Consider the following 19,319-nt stretch of genomic DNA (forward strand, 5'->3'; position numbering starts at 1 on the left):
AGACTCTGCTTTATCCTGTTTTTGGCGGAAGTGGAGGAAACGGATGTCTGATTTCGTTATCGAAACCTGGGAGCTTTCCAAACAGTACGGCGGCAAGGCAGGCTGTAAAAACATTACCCTTCAAGTACCACGAGGCTCCGTTTTTGGCTTTCTTGGACAAAATGGAGCGGGAAAAAGTACGTTTGTCCGTACGATGCTCGGGCTCTTGCATCCGACGAATGGAAAAGCGCTCATGCTTGGGCACCGGATCGGGAGTGTAGAGTCACGCAAAAAGGTAGGGTATTTACCGGAGCTGTTCCGATATCCGGACTGGTTGACCGGTACGCAGCTGCTGGAGCATCATGCCGAGCTATGTGGATTGCCCCGCAGCGAACGCAAGACGATCATTCGCGATGTCGTAGAGCTGGTAGGCATGGCAGGGCGGGAAAAAGAGAGAATCCGCGGCTTTTCCAAAGGGATGCAGCAGCGTATCGGTCTCGCATGTGCCCTATTGTCTGACCCGGAGCTGATTTTTTTGGATGAACCGACGTCAGCCTTGGACCCGATTGGGCGAAAGGAAGTTCGTGAATTGATAGCGAGGCTGCGTGATCAAGGGAAGACGATTTTTCTCAACAGTCATCTGCTGAGTGAAATGGAGAGCGTGTGTGATCATGTCGGCATCATTCATCGGGGAGAGCTGGTCGTTCATGGTGAATGGCGAAAGCTGAGTGCGGTTCTGCCACAGATTGAGCTGACGCTTGAGCAAGGGAGTGACAAGCTGCAAGCGAATGTCCCAGCCTATGTCACGGACATGCGGCTGCTCAGGCAAAACGAAGGGCAGGCGACGTGGCTGTTCACGTTGGACGAAGATGGGCGTGTCCCAGCCCTTTTGGCAGAATTGATTGCAGGTGGTGCCGCCGTTCATGAGGTGATCAAGAAGCAGCAGTCGCTAGAGGAAGTATTCCTGTACTGGGTGCAGAAAAAGGAGGGGGAAGCGCATGTGGCCGATCGTAAAAATCACGTATAGAGAGATGATTTCCAAACGGATATTTACGATTACGATCCTGATGTCGATTGCCTTTCTGATCTTATTCGGGGTGGCTACCTGGTACGCTTCTCGGGAAATGGGCGAAATGACTGGAGGCAGCGAGATGCTGCTGCAGCAGAGCTTTTTCTCAACCCAACTGCTTGGGATGGGACTGTACTTCGGTTCCTTTATTACCGCATTACTCGCTATATTGAGCAGTGTTGGCAGCATCGCTTCAGAGGTAGAAAGCCATCAGATCGATACATGGCTCGCGCGCTCGCTGCCCCGGCACAAGTATCTACTGGGCAAGTTTGGCGGACTCGCAAGTATGCTCATCATTTATTCGACGCTGATGTTTGTCGGTCTGCTAGGGATTAATCAATGGGTTGGCGGAGGCGTTCTGGCGGTTGATGTCAGTGTGGGACAAATTTTCTCTTCCCTTTTCTACTTTGTGTTGATGCCCGTCATTCTCGTATGCGTCTCCCTGCTTCTCAGCAGTATGACCACTACGGTGACCGGCGGGATTATCCTGATCATCCTTTACGGCATCAGCTTTATTGGCGGTTTTATTGAGCAATTGGGCACGATGATCGGCAATAGCTCGTTGATGAACATAGGTATCATCTCCAGCCTGCTATTTCCTACCGATTCACTGTTCAGACAATCGACCATTGCGTTGTTTGATACGGCTGACGACCCCATTTCGTTTGCGTCACAAGGAATTTTTGGCACGGCGTCCGCACCGAGCACGGCGATGTTTATTTACACGCTCTGTTATGGAGTGGCTGCTTTGCTCTTGGCGGTTCGGGTTTTTCAGAAACGCGATGTGTAAGCAGACGAAAATACGAAGAGAACGGCTATTGCTGCCGTTCTCTTTCTTTTAGTAGCTGAATTAGTTGGTCCAGCTTCTCATTTTGTTGTTGGTCATGCAAGGTCTTGTTTTTCATAAAACGGATGACAGAGATGATCAAGTACACAACCAGCGCGTAAAACGCTAGCATAATGAGTATTGGGAGAAAAGGGGCGAATCCGAATTCAAGCATAGTACAGCCTCCATCTGGAAAATTTAGGTTTATAATATTCTACCATTTCTCTCTTTGATTTGGGGGAAAAGTAATAAAAATCGCCTGACCTCACAGGAAGAGATTTTCACTCTTCTGGATGATCAGGCGATTTTGTTTTTGGTACCGTTTACTTGATCTGACAGCTGGCTTCTACGCGGTAGATGCGTTGTCCGCGATTGGAGAAGCGCTCTTCATACTCGGTCATTACATTGTCTGCTGCTAGCTTGGACTGATGCAGGTCGAACGTAATATGGTGCATTTGGAAACGCTCGCCAGCAAATTGGTTGAGGGAGAACTCAAACAATGGCTCATTATCTGTCTTGAGATGAATCTCGCCGTCCTCTTTCAACACTTGGCGATACGTCTGGAGAAAGCTCGCGTAGGTAAGTCTGCGCTTGGCATGACGTGTTTTTGGCCAAGGATCGCTGAAATTGAGATAAAGGCGAGAAACTTCATGATCCGCGAACAGTTCAGTCAGTTTTGAAGCATCAAACTGAACAAAAGCCAGATTAGGTATCTCACGGTATTCTGTGCGCTGAACAGCGCGCAGGACGACCTCAGCCTTTAGCTCAACAGCAATGAAGTTTACGTCAGGGTGGCGCTCGGCCAGTGTATTAATGAAACGTCCTTTTCCACAGCCGATTTCGATGTGGATCGGATTGTCATTTCCGAAGCGATCCTTCCACCGTCCCTTGTAGCTAACGGGGTTATCAACGAATGTCGGATATTCACGCAGGGCCGATTCGGCACCTGGAATGTTGCGCAGTCGCATATGTGCCTCCTTCATGAAAACGAACTCCTATCTACTTTACGATGAGTCTTGCTAGGTTGCAAGCCTAGAGAAGAAAGAGTTTATTGATTCCAGCAAAGACCACCAACCGCATCGATAGTTAGGAATTTTTTACAAAGAGCACTAGGACATAAGTCGCATAACGAGTGGGTTTTGGGGAAAAGCGCAGGATAAATTTAGCACAATTGCGAGGAACATCTTGGGAATAAAATTTACTGAAAATTTGAGGAATGCCCGTAAAATAAGGCTTCAGGCTGTCAAGGGGAAAGGATATCCAGAAGTGGTTACGTAGTTTGGCAATAATTTGGTAATTTCAAGGCGTAATAGCTTTGGTAAAGTAGAGAACAAGTGAGAGGTCAGCCAAACTTTGCATATAAAACCATGCAACGCGTTTCGGAAAGGGAGGCTTAGCTGCTTTTTGTACGATACACGTACGATACCTTTTCAACACGAACAAAAGGGAGGATGAACAACATGAAATTACATAAAGCATTCGTAGGAATCCTGATGGGCCTAACATTAGGCATGACCGCTATCGTAGCGCCATTGCCGGGAGATCAAAATGTAGCGCATGCAGCTTGGACACAAGCGAAGGCTGACAAAGTCATTGCGACTGGGAAAAGATATTTGGGTACACCTTATAAATTTGGCGCGAGCAAAAATACAACGGCTGTATTTGACTGCTCATCCTTTACGCAACGCGTGTTTCGTGTAGCGGTCGGGAAAGAATTGCCTCGTGATTCACGTGCTCAATCCAAAAAGGGGATAAGCGTGTCCAAGAGCAATTTGAAAAAGGGCGATCTGATCTTCTTTAAGGCGAGCCAGACTACGACCTCCAAGCGCATCACACATGTGGCGATCTATGCGGGCAACAACAAGCTCTTACATACCTATGGACAACCTGGCGTTACCTTCTCTTCTTTCAAAGGGACGTCTTGGGAGAAGCGCTTTGTCTCAGCGCGTCGCGTTCTGTAATCTACTCTACTAAGTAATACGTCTGAAAACGCAAGATGTTGCGTCTAGGTCGAAAGTAATATTTGTAAATCGCGGCGTTCTAGTGGCTGACGGGCAGGGTGAAGCCACCCTTCCGCTGTATCAAAACAAAAAGCTCTTGTTATGAGGGAGATCCCGTCATACAAGAGCTTTTGTAATTGGCACAGATTAGATTTTCAAAATACCACCCATGCTCGCATTGGTAACCATTTTGGAGTAACGAGCCAGGTAACCAGTCTTCACTTTTGGCTCAAACTCTTTCCAGCCTTCTGCGCGACGAGCCAGCTCTCTCTCGTCTACGTTCAGATGTATGGTGCGTTCTTCCAGGTCAATCGAGATGATGTCTCCGTCTTGTACGAAAGCGATTGGACCACCCTCAGCTGCTTCTGGAGATACGTGACCGATACTGATACCGCGAGAAGCGCCAGAGAAGCGTCCGTCTGTGACGAGAGCAACCTCTTTACCCAGACCCATCCCTACGATTTGAGAGGTAGGAGCCAGCATTTCTGGCATACCTGGGCCACCTTTTGGACCTTCGTAGCGGATGACAACAACATGACCGGATTTGATTTTGCCAGCTGCGATTCCTGCGAGTGCATCTTCTTGCGAGTCGAAGCAAATGGCCGGACCTTCGTGCTTTTTAATAGAAGGATCTACCCCACCTGTTTTAATGATGGAGCCTTGCTCCGCCAGGTTTCCAAACAGAACCGCCAGTCCGCCGGAAGCGCTGTACGGGTTGTCCAAACGACGGATTACTTGATCGTTTTTGATTTCGGCATTGGCGATGTTCTCCGCCAGAGTTTGCCCGGTAACCGTGATGCGGTCAGGGTGGATCGCACCTGGTTTTTTCGCGATTTCATTGAGAACGGCAGACACACCGCCAGCCTCGTGGCAATCTTCAATATGATAATCAGAAGATGGAGCGAGCTTGCAAATGTGCGGGATGCGCTTCGCTACCTCGTTAATGCGCTCGATTGGGTATTCAAAGCCAGCTTCTTGTGCAATCGCCAGCGTGTGCAGAACCGTGTTGGTGGAACCGCCCATTGCCATATCGAGTGCGAAAGCATCATCAATCGCTTCGAGTGTTACGATGTCACGTGGCTTAATATCACGCTCAATCAGATTTTTCAGTTTTTCTGCAGATGACTTAACCAGTTCTTTGCGCTCTGGAGAAACAGCGAGAACAGTACCATTTCCAGGCAGGGCGAGACCGATTGCTTCTAACAGGCAGTTCATCGAGTTGGCAGTAAACATACCGGAACAGGAACCGCAAGTCGGACATCCATATTGCTCCAGCTCGTCCAGCTGTTTGTCATCAATCAGACCAGCCTGATACGCGCCTACCCCTTCAAATACAGAAGAGAGCGAGATAGAACGGCCATCACTTGTTTTACCGGCTTTCATCGGGCCACCAGTAACAAACACGGTAGGGATGTTCACACGCAAGGCACCCATGATCATACCAGGAGTGATCTTGTCACAGTTCGGAATGCAGATCATGCCGTCGAACCAGTGAGCGGCTACAACGGTTTCCAAGCTGTCTGCGATGATTTCACGGCTTGGCAGGGAGTAGCGCATACCGATATGTCCCATGGCGATTCCATCATCTACTCCGATGGTATTGAATTCAAACGGAACCATGCCCGCTGCACGAACAGCTTCCTTGACGATTTTGCCAAACTCCTGCAAATGCACGTGACCTGGAATAATGTCGATGTACGAGTTGCAGATGGCGATAAACGGTTTGTCGAAATCCTCGTCTTTTACGCCTGCTGCACGCAATAAGCTACGGTGTGGTGCGCGGTCAAAGCCTTTTTTGATCATATCGCTGCGTTGTCTAGCCAATTTGAAAATCTCCCTTCCAGTTAGAAAAATACCTGTCTTTTTGTTTTGACTATCTTATCAATTTTTATTACTAGAAACAACCGTAAAAGTCTGAACATTTGCTCAGTCCAGCACTTTGGCAGAGGCACTTCTGACCGAGATAAGCTTTGGTATCATAGCAAAAATCGGGCGTTTGAGCTAAAATAGAAAAACGAAAATATTTTTGTTGGAGTGAACGAAATGATAGAGGAATTAAAAAATATATGGGAAGAAGGGACAGAGGACGAGCGCAAAATTTTGGAGCTGGCAGTTCAAGCCATCCGTCAGAAACGCGAGCGCAATAGCTCCTATGTATCTGGATTCCTCGGGCTAAAGGGCGAGTTTGTCGATGAAGCCAAGCAGACCTACCGTTTTGACGTGCCCTTGACCGTTTACATGCACAACTCAGGTGGGGCTGTTCACGGTGGAATCCTCGCCACGCTGATTGATTCAGCGATGGGATCATTGATCAATCGGTCCTTGTCACCTGCTGAGTATGCTGTGACAACGGAGCTAAAAATCAATTACTTACGTCCAGGAAAAGGAAAGAGGCTTCGTGCTGAGGCGACCTTCTTGCATCGGGGACAAACCTTGGTAGTCATGGAAAGCACAGTTTACGATGAGCGGAACAAACGGGTAGCGCATGGAACGGGGACTTTTATTGTGCTGAAGAAATAGGGGGAAAAGCTGGGGAGAGAGAGCAGGAGCGTTTTCTCCTGATTTCTCTCCTGCTTGCTCAACGAATCACAACCAGCCCGCTGTATTGTGAAATGTAGGACAACAATTTAGGAGAGAGTGGAACGATAAATTCCATATCTTCCTTCTCCACGATGCCAGAGCGGGAGATGACCCGCACCCATTTAACAATGAGCTTGTAATAATCCGAACCGAACGACGCTTGAATCGTTTCACTTTGCTGGCGAAATGATACGGGAGCTGCGTTTAATGTGATCGGAACCATACTCACGATATCGTGCAGGAACAGGTGGTACGTCATGTGTGGCTTGAAAAACACCAGCTCCTTGCTCGTGACAGTGCAGCCAAGACTATTGTTCATTTGGGTGAACTTGAGCTCACCCTCCATGTTTTTCAGACGAATGAAGTTACTGTTCATAATTCCCCTCCTTGATCAGCGTCGGGCATCTCTATCATTTGCCTTGCCCCTCGCAAATACGCCGTGACTTCCTTAAATAGGATCGTTTTTATAGCTAATGAAGTATCGCTTCATCGACATGGCGCTGGGTATCTCTCTATAATAGAAAAGCTTGCTGCATAAGTGCAAGGGAAAACAATCGGGAAACGAAGAAGGAGATGGAATCATTGCTGGAGATTGCTAAAGAGGCAGCGAGCGTGGCGGGAGAATTTCTAAAGGAACGCTTTTTGGAACAGCTCATTCCGGACGAGGAGCTTCATAACGATGTAAAGCTGCCAGAGGATAAAGAAAGTGAACAGCGGATCATCGAGGTATTGCACCGTCATTTTCCTACCCATACGATTTTCTCCGAGGAAGTGGGAATGGTTTCACGAGATGAAGAGTATTTATGGATCGTCGACCCGCTCGATGGTACCAATAATTACTTTATCGGTTACCCTTACTTCTCGGTATCGATTGCCTTGCAGCACCGTGGGGAGCTTGTCCTCGGGGTCGTTTACAATCCGGTCGCAGGTCAGATGTTTTGGGCGGAAAAAGGCAAAGGTGCCTATTTGAATGGAAAGCGTATCTCGGTTAATAAAAGAACAGACAAAGCAAGAGCAGTGGGCACGTATATTCGTGGACGAAACAGCATTACCAAGGAACAGGAGCTGGCGTTTACAAATCCATTCGTCATGGAAACGAAACGCGTTTTGCGCAATGTGGGTCCAGCGCTTGATTGGTGCTTGCTGGCAAACGGCTGGATTGAGTATATCGTGATGCAGCGCTCAGGGATTATGGATGTCGCTGCAGGGATTGTGATTGCCCAGGAAGCAGGAGCAACCATCACCGATTGGCAGGGAGTTCCTTATCAGCATGAGGCGTTTGAATCGGAGCATATGCGTTCGTTAGTTGCCAGCAATGGACATTTGCACGAGACGATTCGCGGCATGATCCACGAATAAAGAAGCGGCGGTCGCTCCTCCATGAGATGCCCTCGATAGAGGGTTTTTTATCTGCCGGATTTTTTCTTTTTGAGGGCAACCATTTATTTCGAGGCGCGTATATATGGTTATCCTTCGAGATGAAATAAAGAGGTGAATAGGTTGGCGAGGTTAGAATACCGGCTTCTGGATGAGGCTAACGGCTTTCCGTTGCTATTTTATTACGATCCTATTGATAAGGACGAGGTATCATTGCGCTTTGCCTGCGATTATTTGGTCAAAGGGCATGTCGTCTATGAAAAAACGTCCTGCGCCATTGAGCCGAATTGCTACGTGATTTATGTGAAGCGCTCAACGGAGGAACAAGCAGTCGATTACGTCCAACAAGCGGCAAAACGCTGGGGGAGCATTCAGCTCGAGCTGCGGCACTATAAGGAAGGAACAGCTGATTATCCACTGGTTCATACCTATCATTTCAAGGATGATGATGATGCGCTCTTGCATCTGCAAAGCGATTATCTGCTCCTGAATGGAATGGAATGGGAAAAAACATCGGCAGAAGTGGATGAAGACAGGCATGTGTACATCTATTACGCACAGCCGACAGCGTAGGGGGAAGAAAAATGGCACAAACAAAGTCTGCCAAAGTAGTCGGCCTGTTTGTAGCCGCTGCTTTGACGGTCAGTGGCTGCTCGTCAGGAGCGAACGGATATGACGATGATTGCTACGATTCCAATAATGATGGATATTGTGACGATGGCGGCAGCGGGGGTGGAAGCTCATCCACCTACGTAGGCTCAGGCGGCAGCAAGTACAAAAGTAGTTCGTCTGGCATTACAAGCGGCTCCAAAGGCGGAATCGGCAGCTCCGGCTCGTCCAGCTCGGGGTGACTTATGAGGACATCTGATCAGGATCGACGTGAACAGCTGTATAGACCAATGCGTGAGCAAGGCATATTTACGTGGGATTGGATGTATGGAGAAGAATATGCGCTGGCAGATATTCACCTAATCTCGCGCGATTTCAGACAAGAGCTATCTACGGCAACCGAGCGCTTGGGCCAGATTTTTTCCAAGGTCGTCCCTGTGCTTCAGCGGGCAGAGGATTCTTTGTTGCTTGAGCTGGGAGTGCCGAGAGAGGCATTGGGTGCAGTCCGGACAGTCGTGAACGAGATACAGCCAACCGTGATCGGACGATTTGATTTTGCGCAAACAACAGAAGGCTTGAAAATGCTGGAATGTAACAGTGATACACCGACGGGAATTGTAGAAGCTTTTTATGTGAACGGTCGCGCTTGTCGCTTTTTTGGGCAAGAAGACCCGAATACCGGGATGGAAGCACACCTCACTTGTGCATTTGCGGGTGCTTTGGTGGATTATCAGCGGCGTGGCTACTGGACTGAGCATATTTGGTTCAGCTCCTTGGACTGGCATGAAGAGGATAAAGGAACGACGCAGTATTTGCTGAGCGTCTCGGGGCTTCCAGCTAGATTTGCTGCACTGGAACAGCTGCGCGTGTGGGAGAATCGTTTATACGTAAAACAAGGCGATGAGCTGCTCCCAGTAGATGTGCTGTACCGCTTGCATGCGCTGGAAAAGCTGGCGACAGAACAGGACGAAGATGGATATCCCACTGGGGAGCATGTTCTTTCCTTGATTGCAGAACGCAAACTGGCGATTATCAATCCGCCATCGGCTTTTCTCATTCAGACAAAAGCACTTCAGGCACTCATCTGGAATTTGCATGAGTCCAATCAGTTTTTTACGCCAGAGGAACAGGACAGTATTGAAAAGTACATGCTGCCGACTTACTTTGAAAATCGTTTTGAAGAGAGTACGGATTACGTGACCAAGCCCATCTTTGGACGAGAGGGCGGCGGAGTCGTGATCTTTGATGCGCAAGGTAACGTCCTGGAAAAAGATCAGGAGGAGTTTTACTGGGAGCAGCCCATGATTTATCAAAAACGGGTGCAGCTGCCGGATATTCGCGTGCAAACAGCGCAAGGACCATATGCGGGTCATCTGCTCTGGGGGTCTTTTTGGATCGGCGGAAAAGCTTCAGCACTTGTCGCCCGTGTCGGAGGTCCCATTACGAACAACATGTCCTACTATTTGCCGGTAGGCATCGACGGATAAGGATTCGAAAGGAGAGGAGAGCAGTATGCTTTCTCAATGGGGGTATATCCTCAATTTTTTGATGTATTTGGCGGTGACGCTTCCGATTCTGATCATCGGGATTTTTGTTTTTACATTTACCACTCCTTACAAGGAATTTGATCTGATCAAACAAGGGGCGCAAACGGACGATCCGAAGAAAATGGCAGCAGCAAAAGCAGCCGCGCACGATCTGGGAGGCAAGATCATTGGCCTTGCCATTGTTCTCGCTTCGGCTGTGTATCACTCGGTCAATCTCCTGGATTTGGTCGTTTGGGGTATCGTCGGCATGGTTTTCCAAGTGCTCATTTTTTATTTGTTTGAATGGGTTACCCCTTTTAAAGTCGTCTCTGAAATTCCGAATGGAAACGTATCTGTCGGCATTTTCGCCTCCCGTCTCAGCATCGCGGCTGGCTTGTTAATGGCAGCCCTCATCAGCTATTAAGTGGCTTGCGGCAGCTTGTGTGACACCTGAGAGTCTAGGGAGGAGTCAAAAGTGTTTTGGCGCATCATGTATGAGATTTTTGTGATCATGCTCGTGATTACGTATGCGATTCTTTTGTCTGCGGACTTTTCCAATCACCCATTGTTGACGGACGAACTCATGCATGTGGTAGACAACGCACTCATTGCATTACTGGTTGTGGAATACGTGGTCCGTCTATGGCTGGCACCAAACAAGCGAAAATTCGTAATGACCAACTGGTTCGACTTGGTTGCGATGATTCCATTGGATTCGTATTTTTATATTGCGCGAATTATGCGTGTTGTCCGATTGATCCGTATTGTGCGGGCATCTCCGTTTTTGTGGGGAATCGTTCGCTCTGGCAACATGCGTCGTGTGTTTGGTGTCGTGACGATTATCATGCTATGGAGCTCGACGGCGATCTATTTGCTGGAATACGGCGTTAATGACAATATCAAGAGCTTTCAGGATGCACTGTGGTGGTCGATCGTCACGACTACAACGGTAGGTTATGGCGATATTTCACCGGTGACATCAGGCGGGAGAATCATGGCAGCGATTCTGATGCTGACGGGAATCGGCATGCTAGGAGCATTGACAGCTAACTTTGCCACCCATTGGACGGAAACGCATGATTCCAAAGCCCCGAAAGAGCCAGATCGATTGACAGCAGAGATGAAGCAGCAGGCGATCAGACACATACAGCAAATCGAAGGTTTGAACGAGCAAGAATATGAAACCTTGAAGGAAAGCATTGATCTACTCTATCGTCGAACGAGGAAAAAAGATGAGGAGTAAATAAAGAAGGCGTAAGCGAGAACCAGTCCTATACCTAACCGGGGTAGGACTGGTTTTATTTATTTGTAAACAAACTGAAGTAGGCAGTTAGGATGAACTTGATGGAAGATTGGAAATTGATGTTGACGAGGAAAATGATCGCCTATATAATTCCGAGTAAACATATATGAAATAGAAAGTAAATTCGATTAAGGGGACTATCCGATGTCAAAAACAGCGGTATTGGTAATTGCTCATGGCTCACCCGATCCAGACTGGCTAGCCCTTGTGGAATCAGCCGTTCAGCAGTGCCGCATTCATTTGCCGATCCGGGTAGCCTATTTGGGAGGAGTAGAGGGGCGTTGTATTCATGAGGAATGGGAGAGATTGGAGGCTGCAGGAGCACGCAGGATTGTAGTTGTTCCACTGTTTGCCACAGCAGGGAGCAACCATGTCGGGGAAATTCGCAGCATGCTCGGCTTGGACGCCTGGCCCACTGGAGAGACAGAGCTAGTTCCGGTGGAGACACGTGCACGGATTCTCTGGTGTCCTCCGCTCGAGGACCATCCTATAGTGGAGCAAATTGTTGCCCAGCGCATAGCTGAGCTATCCAGCGATCCTGCGCACGAATCCTTGCTGCTAGTGGGTCATGGCAGTGATTTGACAGGATGTCACGAGCGCTGGGAGAAGCTGCTTCTGCGTTTAACCTTTCGCCTGCAAAATCGCTATTCTTTCGCGGCTGCGGGCTATGCGACTCTTCGTCCCGACACGTTGCGAGAGCAAGCGCGTCTGCTTGCGGAAAAAGGAGCGGTAATCGTACTTCCGTTGTTCGTCAGCCAAGGCTACTTCACTCGTCGAGCGATCCCTGATCGGCTGCAGGGCCTGTCGTATCGCTATGAGGGTAGTGCATATTTGCCCCATCCACTGATCGCAGAATGGATTGCTCAATCGATCAGGATGGCGCTAGTAAACACACAAAGGAGCGTGTATGAGTATGGCAGAGAAAAAGCAGTGGAAATGGGCAGATGATCCTTCTTTGAACAAAATGGAGTTCACCAAGCTGGAAAAGGACGGGTTAGATGTCATCGAAACGATCGTCAATACCTATTCCAAAGAAGGCTTTCAATCGATCGAATCTTCTGATATGGACCGTTTCAAATGGGCAGGTGTCTATCAGCAGCGACCAAAAGACGGTCACTTTATGATGCGCGTACGGATTCCCGGCGGGATTTTGAGCAGTGAACAGGCACGGGTGCTCGCGCGTATCGCCCAAGACTATGGACGCGATCTAGTAGATGTCACGACTCGCCAGGCCGTTCAGTTTCACTGGCTAACGGTAGAGACACTGGCTGATATTTTTGATCGACTGGCCTCTGTCGGGCTATCCTCGTTTGAGGCATGTGGAGACTGCCCGCGCCAAATTATGGGGAATCCATTGGCAGGGATCGATCCACATGAAGTACTCGATACACGCCCGTTGGTAGCAGAGCTGGAGAAATTCTTTTTGTTAAATCGCGAGTTCTCCAACTTGCCACGTAAATACAAAATATCCATATCAGCAAATATACACAATGCTGCTCACGCCCAAATCAACGACCTCGCTTTTACCCCTGCGAAGAAAAATATCGCTGGCGAGGAAGTCATAGGCTTCCATGTATGGGTTGGCGGGGGATTATCCGCAAAGCCCCATCTAGCCAAACAACTCGATATATTCGTCCGCCCAGAAGAAGTGGTGAAGGTAGCCGAAGGAGTAACGACGCTCTTCCGCGATTTCGGCTATCGGCAAAAACGGACTCATGCCCGCCTGAAATTCCTGGTGGCAGACTGGGGCGCAGAGAAATTCAAAGACGAGCTGATCAAGCTGGTAGGTGAGCTGGAGGCTGGCGGTGAGGATTTACTCCATGGCTGGAATGGCGGCTATTTTTACGGGATTCATGAACAGCGTCAGGAGGGTCTATACTATGCCGGCTTGTCGGTTCCAGTTGGTCGGATGAATGCAGAAGAGCTGATCGAGCTGGCGCGTCTTGCAGATGAGTACGGGGATGGAACAATCGGTACGTGCAACACGCAAAATGTTTTGATTCGCAATATTGCAAAAGATAAAGTCGACGCTTTCCGTGATGAAACGCTGATCGTCAATCGTTTCAAATTAACTCCAAGCACATTTGTCGGGTATGCCGTATCATGCACCGGAACGGAATACTGCAACCTGGCCATTGTTGAAACCAAAGAGCGGATGCGTTCACTGGCACAGTATCTGGATGACACGGTCGTGTTGGAGACACCACTTCGCATTCATATGATTGGCTGTCCAAATTCGTGCGGTCAACGGCAAATTGCCGATATCGGCTTGCAAGGTGCGCTCGTGAAGACATCTGGCGGAATGGTGGAGGCGTTTGACATCCATGTAGGTGGAACGCTGGAAGAGGCGCAATTTAATCGCAAGCTAAATGCCCGCATTACGGTAGATCGATTAGGCCCATTCCTCGCTCAGCTGATTACGCTTTACAAGGAGGATCGTCTAGAAGGAGAGCAGTACTGGCGCTATGTAGAAAGAGTAGGGCTGGCACATATTCAGGAGCAGGTGGACAGCATTTTGCAAACGGCATAAAAGCTCTGCGACAAAGGGGCACAAGAAAAGAGGGATATGCGATGGCAGAAGAACAGACAGAGAGCTATCTTTACAAGCTGGAAGCCGTACTGGAGGAAGGCACGCTACTGACGGTAATCGTGATTGCGAAATCAGATGAGCGCGCGTTTTCGACCGCCGAAAACAATATTTTGCGCCATACCGTAGCTCCCCCTCACATCAAGGAGCTCAGTTTGGTCGAAAAGAAGCCGCTTGGCCGCCAAGGCGTTGGGTATGTAGTGGAAACCTCCCATTTCAGCTAATACCATGGGGAATCATTCAGGTCATAAATGGCATCAAGGAGGCACGACAGGATGAAGAGAGGCAGTGTCTTGTTTGTAGGAGCAGGACCCGGCGATCCAAAGCTACTCACGATCCGCGGAAAGGAAGCGCTGGAACAGGCGGACGTTGTCATTTATGACCGACTTGCCAATCCGTTGCTGCTCACCCACGTCAAAAAGGAAGCCAAGCTGATTTACTGCGGCAAGGAAGCGGATCGTCATACACTGCCACAGGACGAGATCAACCTCCTCTTGATTGAGGAAGCCCAAAAGGGGCAGACAGTGGTTCGCCTGAAAGGAGGTGACCCCAGCATGTTTGGCAGAGTAGGCGAAGAGGCACAGATTTGCGTAGCGCATGCCATTCCTTTTGAGATCGTTCCCGGGGTCACCTCCGGGATGGCAGCTCCGCTGTATGCTGGAATTCCACTGACACACAGGGATTACAACTCCTCTGTTGCGTTTGTTACGGGTCATCTCTGCGACAAAAATGCCGGGAAGGAGCCTGATTGGGCTGCCCTGGCCTCAGTAGAAACGCTCGTCATCTATATGGGCGTAAAAAATCTCTCTCGTATCAAAGAACGTCTCCTGAAGCACGGCAAGGCAAAGGAAACTCCTGTCGCACTGGTTCGCTGGGGCACGCTGGGAGAACAGCAAACACTCGTTGGCAAGCTGGAAAGGATTGATCAGGAGGTGGCCATTGCGGGATTTAAAGCGCCGGCCATCATCGTCGTCGGGGAAGTAGTTCGACTGCGGGAATCACTGAACTGGTTTGAGTCACGGCCGCTGTTTGGCAAAAGGATCGCGGTTGCTTCAAAGCCGGTTGAATCAAATGCTGAAAACCTCGCTTGTAGACTTGCGCAGCTCGGTGCAGAAGTGATCTCGATTCCACTGGTGGAAAGCTCAGGCGCGTTCCCAAGCGACGAGGGGATGCCAGCAGATTTCTTCTCCTATCAATGGCTTGTGTTTGACGATGCACAGCAAGTCGCTTTTTTCCTGCAAGAGCTGCGTCGTCGCAAATTCGACCTCAGGCAGATCAAGGGCAAGCTGGCAGCGCGAGGTCCGGACGCAGCAGAGGCTTTGGAGCAAAACGGATTATACCCGGATGAGGTAGTGGATGAAGGGTTGGACCCGGCTCACCTGCATCACTATCTCGCTCTGCGAAAAGGGGAGCGTCTGCTGTATCTCAAACATGGAGATAGCATGGTCGTGCTGCATGCACTAGGAACAGTAACACATACGGTTCAAGCAGGAACACTAGAGTGGAACCGGACCCATCCGGCTGCCAAATGGCTCTTGGAGCAACCGATTGACTGGTTTGCGACAGAAGACAGCTACCACTTGTCCGCTCTGCAGTCATTTGCGGGGGCCGAATGGCAAAAGAAGCCGTTGATATGCGTCGGTAAGGAGACAGAAAGAGAAGCAAGACAAATGGGCTGGCACGTCTTCTCGATCGAGCAGTTTGAGCAGTTAGTGCAGACCTCACTCGAACCGGAAAAGACGGTAAGCTGCTAGATTTGCATGACAGGAGGTAGTACAGCTCGTGGATTGGAGTTATGTCGCGATCGCCATTGCATTGTTTTTCGCCATGAATATCGGAGCGAGCGGGACAGCCGCATCTATGGGCGCAGCATATGGTAGTGGTGCTATCAAAAACAGACGTATGGCAATGCTTCTGGTAGCGATTGCGGCGCTTCTGGGAGCTGTTTTGGGCGGAAAAGAGGTGGTCAAGACCATCAGCGGCGGAATTATTCCGGTCACTTTGATGAGTGTCGAGGTCGTCGTCATTGTTCTTGCCTCCGCTACCCTTACATTATTCGGGGCAAATCTGCTCGGAATTCCGTTGTCGACGAGCGAGGTAACGGTAGGTTCGATCGTAGGTGTGGGACTTGCCTATCAATCGCTTTTCGTGGGGCATTTACTTGTCATTGTTGCATTTTGGCTGATCGTACCTGCCGTCGCTTTTATCGGGGCTTATTTCTCCGGCAAGCTGATCATACGCTTGCAAAAGCGCTGGCCACACCTGCATAAGCCCGGTTCGAAGGGGGAGCGATGGCTGTCCGTTATACTGGTCGGGTGTGGTGTTTATGAAGCCTTTTCTGCAGGGATGAACAATGTTGCCAATGCCGTTGGTCCATTGGTTGGGGCTGGCCTGATGACAAGTAATTCCGGCATATGGCTGGGTGGCTTCGCCGTAGCGCTGGGATGTATGCTGCTAGGTGGAAAAGTGCTGGAAACGAACGGGAAAAAAATCACGTCGCTCTCATTGCTTCAAGGCAGCGCCGTTTCTTTTACAGGCGGGACGCTCGTGATCATCGCTTCCTTGTTCGGCATACCTGTTCCGCTTACACAGGCTACAACCTGCGCCATACTCGGGGTCGGAACGGCTGAAAAAGGATTCGCTCTATGGCAAAAGGGAATTATCAAGCAGATCATGATGGTCTGGATTGTTTCGCCTGTATCGTCGCTAGTCGTTTCGTTTGCTTTTGTCCATCTTTTTCTGCGCTTTGATCTGTATACACTGGTGGTTTTGGTCAGTGTCTTTATCGCGACGCTAGGCTTCGTCGCACTGATTTGGTTGATACGCAGGGAAAAGAGCTCAATCAACGATCAAGGGGGAGGCATATGAGCAGTTTGCGTTATTCGTCGGCAACCACTGAACAGCTCGCACAAGTCAATAAAAGCTTGGGAAAAGGTGACACAATCGATGTAATCAAATGGGCATACGAGACGTTTTCGGATGATTTGATCTATTCCTGCAGCTTTGGAGCGGAAGCAATGGTGCTGCTTGACATGATTAGTGGAGTTAAAAAGGATGCTCGTGTCACATTTTTGGACACTCATCTTCATTTCCCGCAGACGTATGCCCTGATCGAGCAGATTCGGGTCAAATATCCAGAGCTTCGTTTGACGATTAAAGAGCCTACACTATCTCTCGCCCAGCAGGAAGAAATTCATGGGGAAGAGCTATGGAAAAGCCAGCCTGATCTTTGCTGTCAAATTCGCAAGGTTGATCCGATGGAAAGCGTGCTGAAAGGGGCCGTCGCATGGATGTCTGGGCTGCGCAGAGAGCAATCTGCGACAAGAGCTGACGTGCAATTCGTCAATCGTGATGAGAAGTTTCAATCGCTGAAAATCTGTCCGCTCATCCATTGGAAAGCAGATGAGGTCTGGCAGTACATCCGCATGTTTGAGCTACCGTACAACCCGCTCCACGACCAAAGCTACCCAAGCATTGGCTGCGCGCCTTGTACACGTCCTGTCAAAGAGGGAGAGGACTCTCGGGCGGGTCGCTGGTCACAGCTCGGCAAAACGGAATGTGGTCTTCATCTCGCCAAATGATGGCGATGGCGACTGCGCGTCAACACGTACGAAATAGGGATGAGGAGTGAGTGCAAGTGAGTCAGAGTACCAAGCGCAACGATATTTTGGTAAATCGTTTTGATCCAGAAGCAGACTTGTCGCTGCAGACCCACGATGTGGAGATTGATGCCTTTTCCCTGTCGGACCTGGAGCTGATTGCCATCGGGGGATATAGCCCGATTACCGGTTTTCTCGATCAGAAAAATTACGACTCGGTGGTCGAAAGGATGAGGCTTGCCGATGGAAGCGTATGGAGCATACCGATTACGCTCCCCGTCTCGCGGGAAGTAGCCGAAGCGCTGCAGATTGGTCAGCAGGTGCGCTTGACCCATCAGGGAACCATTTACGGGTTATTGGATATTGCGGATATTTTTTACCCCGATAAGAGAAGAGAGGCACAGCAGGTGTACGGTACGGATGATGAGAACCACCCTGGTGTGAAAAAGCTGCTGGAGCGGCCAGATGTCTATCTCGGCGGTCTCATTACACTTGTAAAACGAACCGAGAAAGGCGAGTTTGCCAGTCACTATTTTGACCCTGTCGAAACGAGAGCGCAGTTTAGCGAGAAGGGCTGGAAAACGATTGTAGGCTTTCAGACCCGTAACCCTGTACATCGCGCACATGAGTATATTCAAAAATCAGCGCTGGAGATTGTTGACGGACTGTTCTTAAATCCGCTCGTGGGAGAAACAAAAGCAGACGATATTCCGGCAAACGTGCGGATGGAGAGCTATCAGGTGCTGCTGCAAAAGTATTATCCGCAGAGCCGGGTGCAGCTTGGCGTTTTTCCTGCCGCGATGCGCTATGCTGGGCCGCGAGAAGCGATTTTTCATGCACTGGTCCGAAAAAATTATGGCTGCACGCATTTCATTGTCGGACGGGATCACGCTGGTGTCGGCAACTACTACGGTACATATGACGCCCAGCACATTTTCCAGAGCTTTACACCAGAAGAGCTGGGGATCACCCCTTTATTTTTTGAAAACAGCTTTTACTGCCGAACTTGCGGAAATATGGCATCGACGAAAACATGCCCACATGGAGCCGAGCATCATGTTGCTTTATCAGGAACCAAAGTCAGAGAGATGCTGGCACGAGGAGAAGCTCCGCCGCCTGAATTTAGCCGACCTGAGGTGGCGCGTGTATTAATTGAGGGCTTACGACCGCTTTCCGTTTGATAGGGAAAAGAGAGAGGAAGTGATACTTTTGAGCAGAGAAACCACCGCCCATATTGTTTGGCATCCGACTACCGTCACGAAAACAGATCGACAACAGCGGACTGGCCACAAGAGCGCAATCCTTTGGTTTACCGGTTTGTCGGGTGCAGGTAAGTCTACGCTGGCAAACGCAGTGGAGTATGAGCTGCATCAGCGGGGCCAGGCGAGCTATGTACTCGATGGCGATAATATACGGCATGGCCTGAATCGGGGATTGGGCTTTGGACCAGATGATCGCAAAGAAAACATACGCCGAATCGGTGAAGTCGCCAAGCTGTTCGTAGACGCAGGCGTCATCACCTTGACAGCCTTCATTTCCCCTTACCGAGAAGACAGGGAGCTTGCCCGCAGTCTGGTGGACGAGGGAGAATTCATCGAGGTCTATGTAAAATGCCCGTTGGAAGAGTGTGAACGGCGTGATGTAAAAGGGCTGTATCAAAAAGCGCGGAATGGGGAAATCAGCCAGTTTACAGGAATCTCCTCACCTTATGAGGAGCCGGTCTCAGCCGAGCTGGTCATCGAGAGCAATGAGCAATCGATCGAGGAATCTGTTCAAACAGTCATAGCCTATCTCGAAACGCGAGGAGTTATCTAGAACAAAGAAAAAGCACGACGCAGGGTGCGCCGTGCTTTTTGCGTATGTT

At 49.6% G+C, this 19,319-nt stretch carries 22 protein-coding genes; 18 read left to right on the top strand and 4 right to left on the bottom strand.

Annotation, left to right across the window (positions count from 1 at the left end; all coding sequences use genetic code 11):
- Nucleotides 1–43 precede the first annotated feature (43 nt).
- Nucleotides 44–1,006, top strand: a complete 963-nt coding sequence (locus tag SB752_RS13785) for an ABC transporter ATP-binding protein (RefSeq protein ID WP_410716200.1) — start codon at nucleotides 44–46, stop codon at nucleotides 1,004–1,006.
- On the top strand, nucleotides 978–1,838 hold the full coding sequence (locus SB752_RS13790; protein WP_410716201.1) for an ABC transporter permease: 861 nt from the start codon (nucleotides 978–980) through the stop codon (nucleotides 1,836–1,838). The genes SB752_RS13785 and SB752_RS13790 overlap by 29 nt, the downstream gene beginning before the upstream one ends.
- Nucleotides 1,839–1,863: 25 nt before the next feature.
- On the opposite strand, the gene SB752_RS13795 is transcribed toward SB752_RS13790, so the two are convergent.
- Both SB752_RS13795 and trmB read right to left on the bottom strand, forming a co-directional pair.
- A complete protein-coding gene (locus tag SB752_RS13795) occupies nucleotides 1,864–2,049 on the bottom strand; it encodes a hypothetical protein (RefSeq protein WP_410716202.1) in 186 nt (61 codons plus the stop codon).
- A gap of 148 nt (nucleotides 2,050–2,197) precedes the next feature.
- Nucleotides 2,198–2,842 carry a tRNA (guanosine(46)-N7)-methyltransferase TrmB gene (gene trmB, locus SB752_RS13800; protein WP_410716342.1) on the bottom strand — a complete coding sequence of 215 codons (645 nt, stop codon included), beginning with the start codon at nucleotides 2,840–2,842 and terminating at the stop codon, nucleotides 2,198–2,200.
- Between the two features lie 492 nt (nucleotides 2,843–3,334).
- Here trmB and SB752_RS13805 point away from each other — a divergent pair, with 492 nt between their 5' ends.
- Nucleotides 3,335–3,835 carry a C40 family peptidase gene (locus tag SB752_RS13805; RefSeq protein ID WP_410716203.1) on the top strand — a complete coding sequence of 167 codons (501 nt, stop codon included), beginning with the start codon at nucleotides 3,335–3,337 and terminating at the stop codon, nucleotides 3,833–3,835.
- A gap of 186 nt (nucleotides 3,836–4,021) precedes the next feature.
- Here the strand turns inward: SB752_RS13805 and ilvD are convergent, their stop codons facing one another.
- The gene (gene ilvD / locus SB752_RS13810) at nucleotides 4,022–5,698 is read right to left on the bottom strand and encodes a dihydroxy-acid dehydratase (protein ID WP_410716204.1); all 1,677 of its coding nucleotides are present in this window, start codon (nucleotides 5,696–5,698) and stop codon (nucleotides 4,022–4,024) included.
- 219 nt (nucleotides 5,699–5,917) lie between these two features.
- Between ilvD and SB752_RS13815 the strand changes: the two genes are divergently transcribed.
- Nucleotides 5,918–6,394: a PaaI family thioesterase gene (locus SB752_RS13815; protein ID WP_410716205.1), complete on the top strand. Its 477-nt coding sequence runs from the start codon at nucleotides 5,918–5,920 to the stop codon at nucleotides 6,392–6,394.
- A 58-nt stretch (nucleotides 6,395–6,452) separates the two neighbouring features.
- Here the strand turns inward: SB752_RS13815 and SB752_RS13820 are convergent, their stop codons facing one another.
- Nucleotides 6,453–6,830: a hypothetical protein gene (locus SB752_RS13820; protein WP_410716206.1), complete on the bottom strand. Its 378-nt coding sequence runs from the start codon at nucleotides 6,828–6,830 to the stop codon at nucleotides 6,453–6,455.
- A 206-nt stretch (nucleotides 6,831–7,036) separates the two neighbouring features.
- Between SB752_RS13820 and SB752_RS13825 the strand changes: the two genes are divergently transcribed.
- The 14 genes from SB752_RS13825 (at nucleotide 7,037) to cysC (ending at nucleotide 19,270) form a co-directional block, all read left to right on the top strand.
- A complete protein-coding gene (locus SB752_RS13825) occupies nucleotides 7,037–7,813 on the top strand; it encodes an inositol monophosphatase family protein (protein ID WP_410716207.1) in 777 nt (258 codons plus the stop codon).
- 141 nt (nucleotides 7,814–7,954) lie between these two features.
- A complete protein-coding gene (locus SB752_RS13830) occupies nucleotides 7,955–8,404 on the top strand; it encodes a hypothetical protein (RefSeq protein WP_410716208.1) in 450 nt (149 codons plus the stop codon).
- 11 nt (nucleotides 8,405–8,415) lie between these two features.
- Nucleotides 8,416–8,682, top strand: coding sequence for a hypothetical protein (locus SB752_RS13835; RefSeq protein WP_410716209.1), 267 nt, complete (start codon nucleotides 8,416–8,418; stop codon nucleotides 8,680–8,682).
- Nucleotides 8,683–8,685: 3 nt separating this feature from the next.
- Nucleotides 8,686–9,927, top strand: coding sequence for a glutathionylspermidine synthase family protein (locus tag SB752_RS13840; RefSeq protein WP_410716210.1), 1,242 nt, complete (start codon nucleotides 8,686–8,688; stop codon nucleotides 9,925–9,927).
- A gap of 25 nt (nucleotides 9,928–9,952) precedes the next feature.
- A complete protein-coding gene (locus tag SB752_RS13845) occupies nucleotides 9,953–10,390 on the top strand; it encodes a DUF350 domain-containing protein (protein ID WP_410716211.1) in 438 nt (145 codons plus the stop codon).
- Between the two features lie 51 nt (nucleotides 10,391–10,441).
- Nucleotides 10,442–11,209: a potassium channel family protein gene (locus SB752_RS13850; RefSeq protein ID WP_410716212.1), complete on the top strand. Its 768-nt coding sequence runs from the start codon at nucleotides 10,442–10,444 to the stop codon at nucleotides 11,207–11,209.
- A gap of 204 nt (nucleotides 11,210–11,413) precedes the next feature.
- On the top strand, nucleotides 11,414–12,217 hold the full coding sequence (locus SB752_RS13855) for a sirohydrochlorin chelatase (RefSeq protein ID WP_410716213.1): 804 nt from the start codon (nucleotides 11,414–11,416) through the stop codon (nucleotides 12,215–12,217).
- Nucleotides 12,183–13,799, top strand: coding sequence for a nitrite/sulfite reductase (locus tag SB752_RS13860; RefSeq protein WP_410716214.1), 1,617 nt, complete (start codon nucleotides 12,183–12,185; stop codon nucleotides 13,797–13,799). The genes SB752_RS13855 and SB752_RS13860 overlap by 35 nt, the downstream gene beginning before the upstream one ends.
- Nucleotides 13,800–13,840: 41 nt before the next feature.
- Nucleotides 13,841–14,080, top strand: coding sequence for a DUF3906 family protein (locus tag SB752_RS13865; protein WP_410716215.1), 240 nt, complete (start codon nucleotides 13,841–13,843; stop codon nucleotides 14,078–14,080).
- Between the two features lie 51 nt (nucleotides 14,081–14,131).
- The gene (gene cobA, locus SB752_RS13870) at nucleotides 14,132–15,610 is read left to right on the top strand and encodes a uroporphyrinogen-III C-methyltransferase (protein ID WP_410716216.1); all 1,479 of its coding nucleotides are present in this window, start codon (nucleotides 14,132–14,134) and stop codon (nucleotides 15,608–15,610) included.
- A gap of 28 nt (nucleotides 15,611–15,638) precedes the next feature.
- Nucleotides 15,639–16,724, top strand: coding sequence for a sulfate permease (cysP, locus tag SB752_RS13875; RefSeq protein WP_410716217.1), 1,086 nt, complete (start codon nucleotides 15,639–15,641; stop codon nucleotides 16,722–16,724).
- The gene (locus tag SB752_RS13880) at nucleotides 16,721–17,437 is read left to right on the top strand and encodes a phosphoadenylyl-sulfate reductase (protein ID WP_410716218.1); all 717 of its coding nucleotides are present in this window, start codon (nucleotides 16,721–16,723) and stop codon (nucleotides 17,435–17,437) included. The genes cysP and SB752_RS13880 overlap by 4 nt, the downstream gene beginning before the upstream one ends.
- A gap of 56 nt (nucleotides 17,438–17,493) precedes the next feature.
- Entirely contained in the window at nucleotides 17,494–18,636 is a 1,143-nt protein-coding gene (sat, locus tag SB752_RS13885) for a sulfate adenylyltransferase (protein WP_410716219.1), read from the top strand.
- Between the two features lie 28 nt (nucleotides 18,637–18,664).
- Nucleotides 18,665–19,270, top strand: a complete 606-nt coding sequence (cysC, locus tag SB752_RS13890; protein ID WP_410716220.1) for an adenylyl-sulfate kinase — start codon at nucleotides 18,665–18,667, stop codon at nucleotides 19,268–19,270.
- The last annotated feature ends 49 nt before the right edge of the window (nucleotides 19,271–19,319 follow it).

It is taken from the genome of Brevibacillus sp. SIMBA_040, assembly GCF_046535075.1.
Taxonomy (GTDB): domain Bacteria; phylum Bacillota; class Bacilli; order Brevibacillales; family Brevibacillaceae; genus Brevibacillus.

Bases quoted from the DNA above. Each gene is read 5' to 3' on its own strand.
- SB752_RS13785 (WP_410716200.1), top strand. From the start codon at position 44: ATGTCTGATTTCGTTATCGAAACCTGGGAGCTTTCCAAACAGTACGGC.
- SB752_RS13790 (WP_410716201.1), top strand. From the start codon at position 978: ATGTGGCCGATCGTAAAAATCACGTATAGAGAGATGATTTCCAAACGG.
- SB752_RS13795 (WP_410716202.1), bottom strand. From the start codon at position 2,049: ATGCTTGAATTCGGATTCGCCCCTTTTCTCCCAATACTCATTATGCTA.
- trmB (WP_410716342.1), bottom strand. From the start codon at position 2,842: ATGCGACTGCGCAACATTCCAGGTGCCGAATCGGCCCTGCGTGAATAT.
- SB752_RS13805 (WP_410716203.1), top strand. From the start codon at position 3,335: ATGAAATTACATAAAGCATTCGTAGGAATCCTGATGGGCCTAACATTA.
- SB752_RS13815 (WP_410716205.1), top strand. From the start codon at position 5,918: ATGATAGAGGAATTAAAAAATATATGGGAAGAAGGGACAGAGGACGAG.
- SB752_RS13820 (WP_410716206.1), bottom strand. From the start codon at position 6,830: ATGAACAGTAACTTCATTCGTCTGAAAAACATGGAGGGTGAGCTCAAG.
- SB752_RS13835 (WP_410716209.1), top strand. From the start codon at position 8,416: ATGGCACAAACAAAGTCTGCCAAAGTAGTCGGCCTGTTTGTAGCCGCT.
- SB752_RS13840 (WP_410716210.1), top strand. From the start codon at position 8,686: ATGAGGACATCTGATCAGGATCGACGTGAACAGCTGTATAGACCAATG.
- SB752_RS13845 (WP_410716211.1), top strand. From the start codon at position 9,953: ATGCTTTCTCAATGGGGGTATATCCTCAATTTTTTGATGTATTTGGCG.
- SB752_RS13855 (WP_410716213.1), top strand. From the start codon at position 11,414: ATGTCAAAAACAGCGGTATTGGTAATTGCTCATGGCTCACCCGATCCA.
- SB752_RS13860 (WP_410716214.1), top strand. From the start codon at position 12,183: ATGGCAGAGAAAAAGCAGTGGAAATGGGCAGATGATCCTTCTTTGAAC.
- SB752_RS13865 (WP_410716215.1), top strand. From the start codon at position 13,841: ATGGCAGAAGAACAGACAGAGAGCTATCTTTACAAGCTGGAAGCCGTA.
- cobA (WP_410716216.1), top strand. From the start codon at position 14,132: ATGAAGAGAGGCAGTGTCTTGTTTGTAGGAGCAGGACCCGGCGATCCA.
- SB752_RS13880 (WP_410716218.1), top strand. From the start codon at position 16,721: ATGAGCAGTTTGCGTTATTCGTCGGCAACCACTGAACAGCTCGCACAA.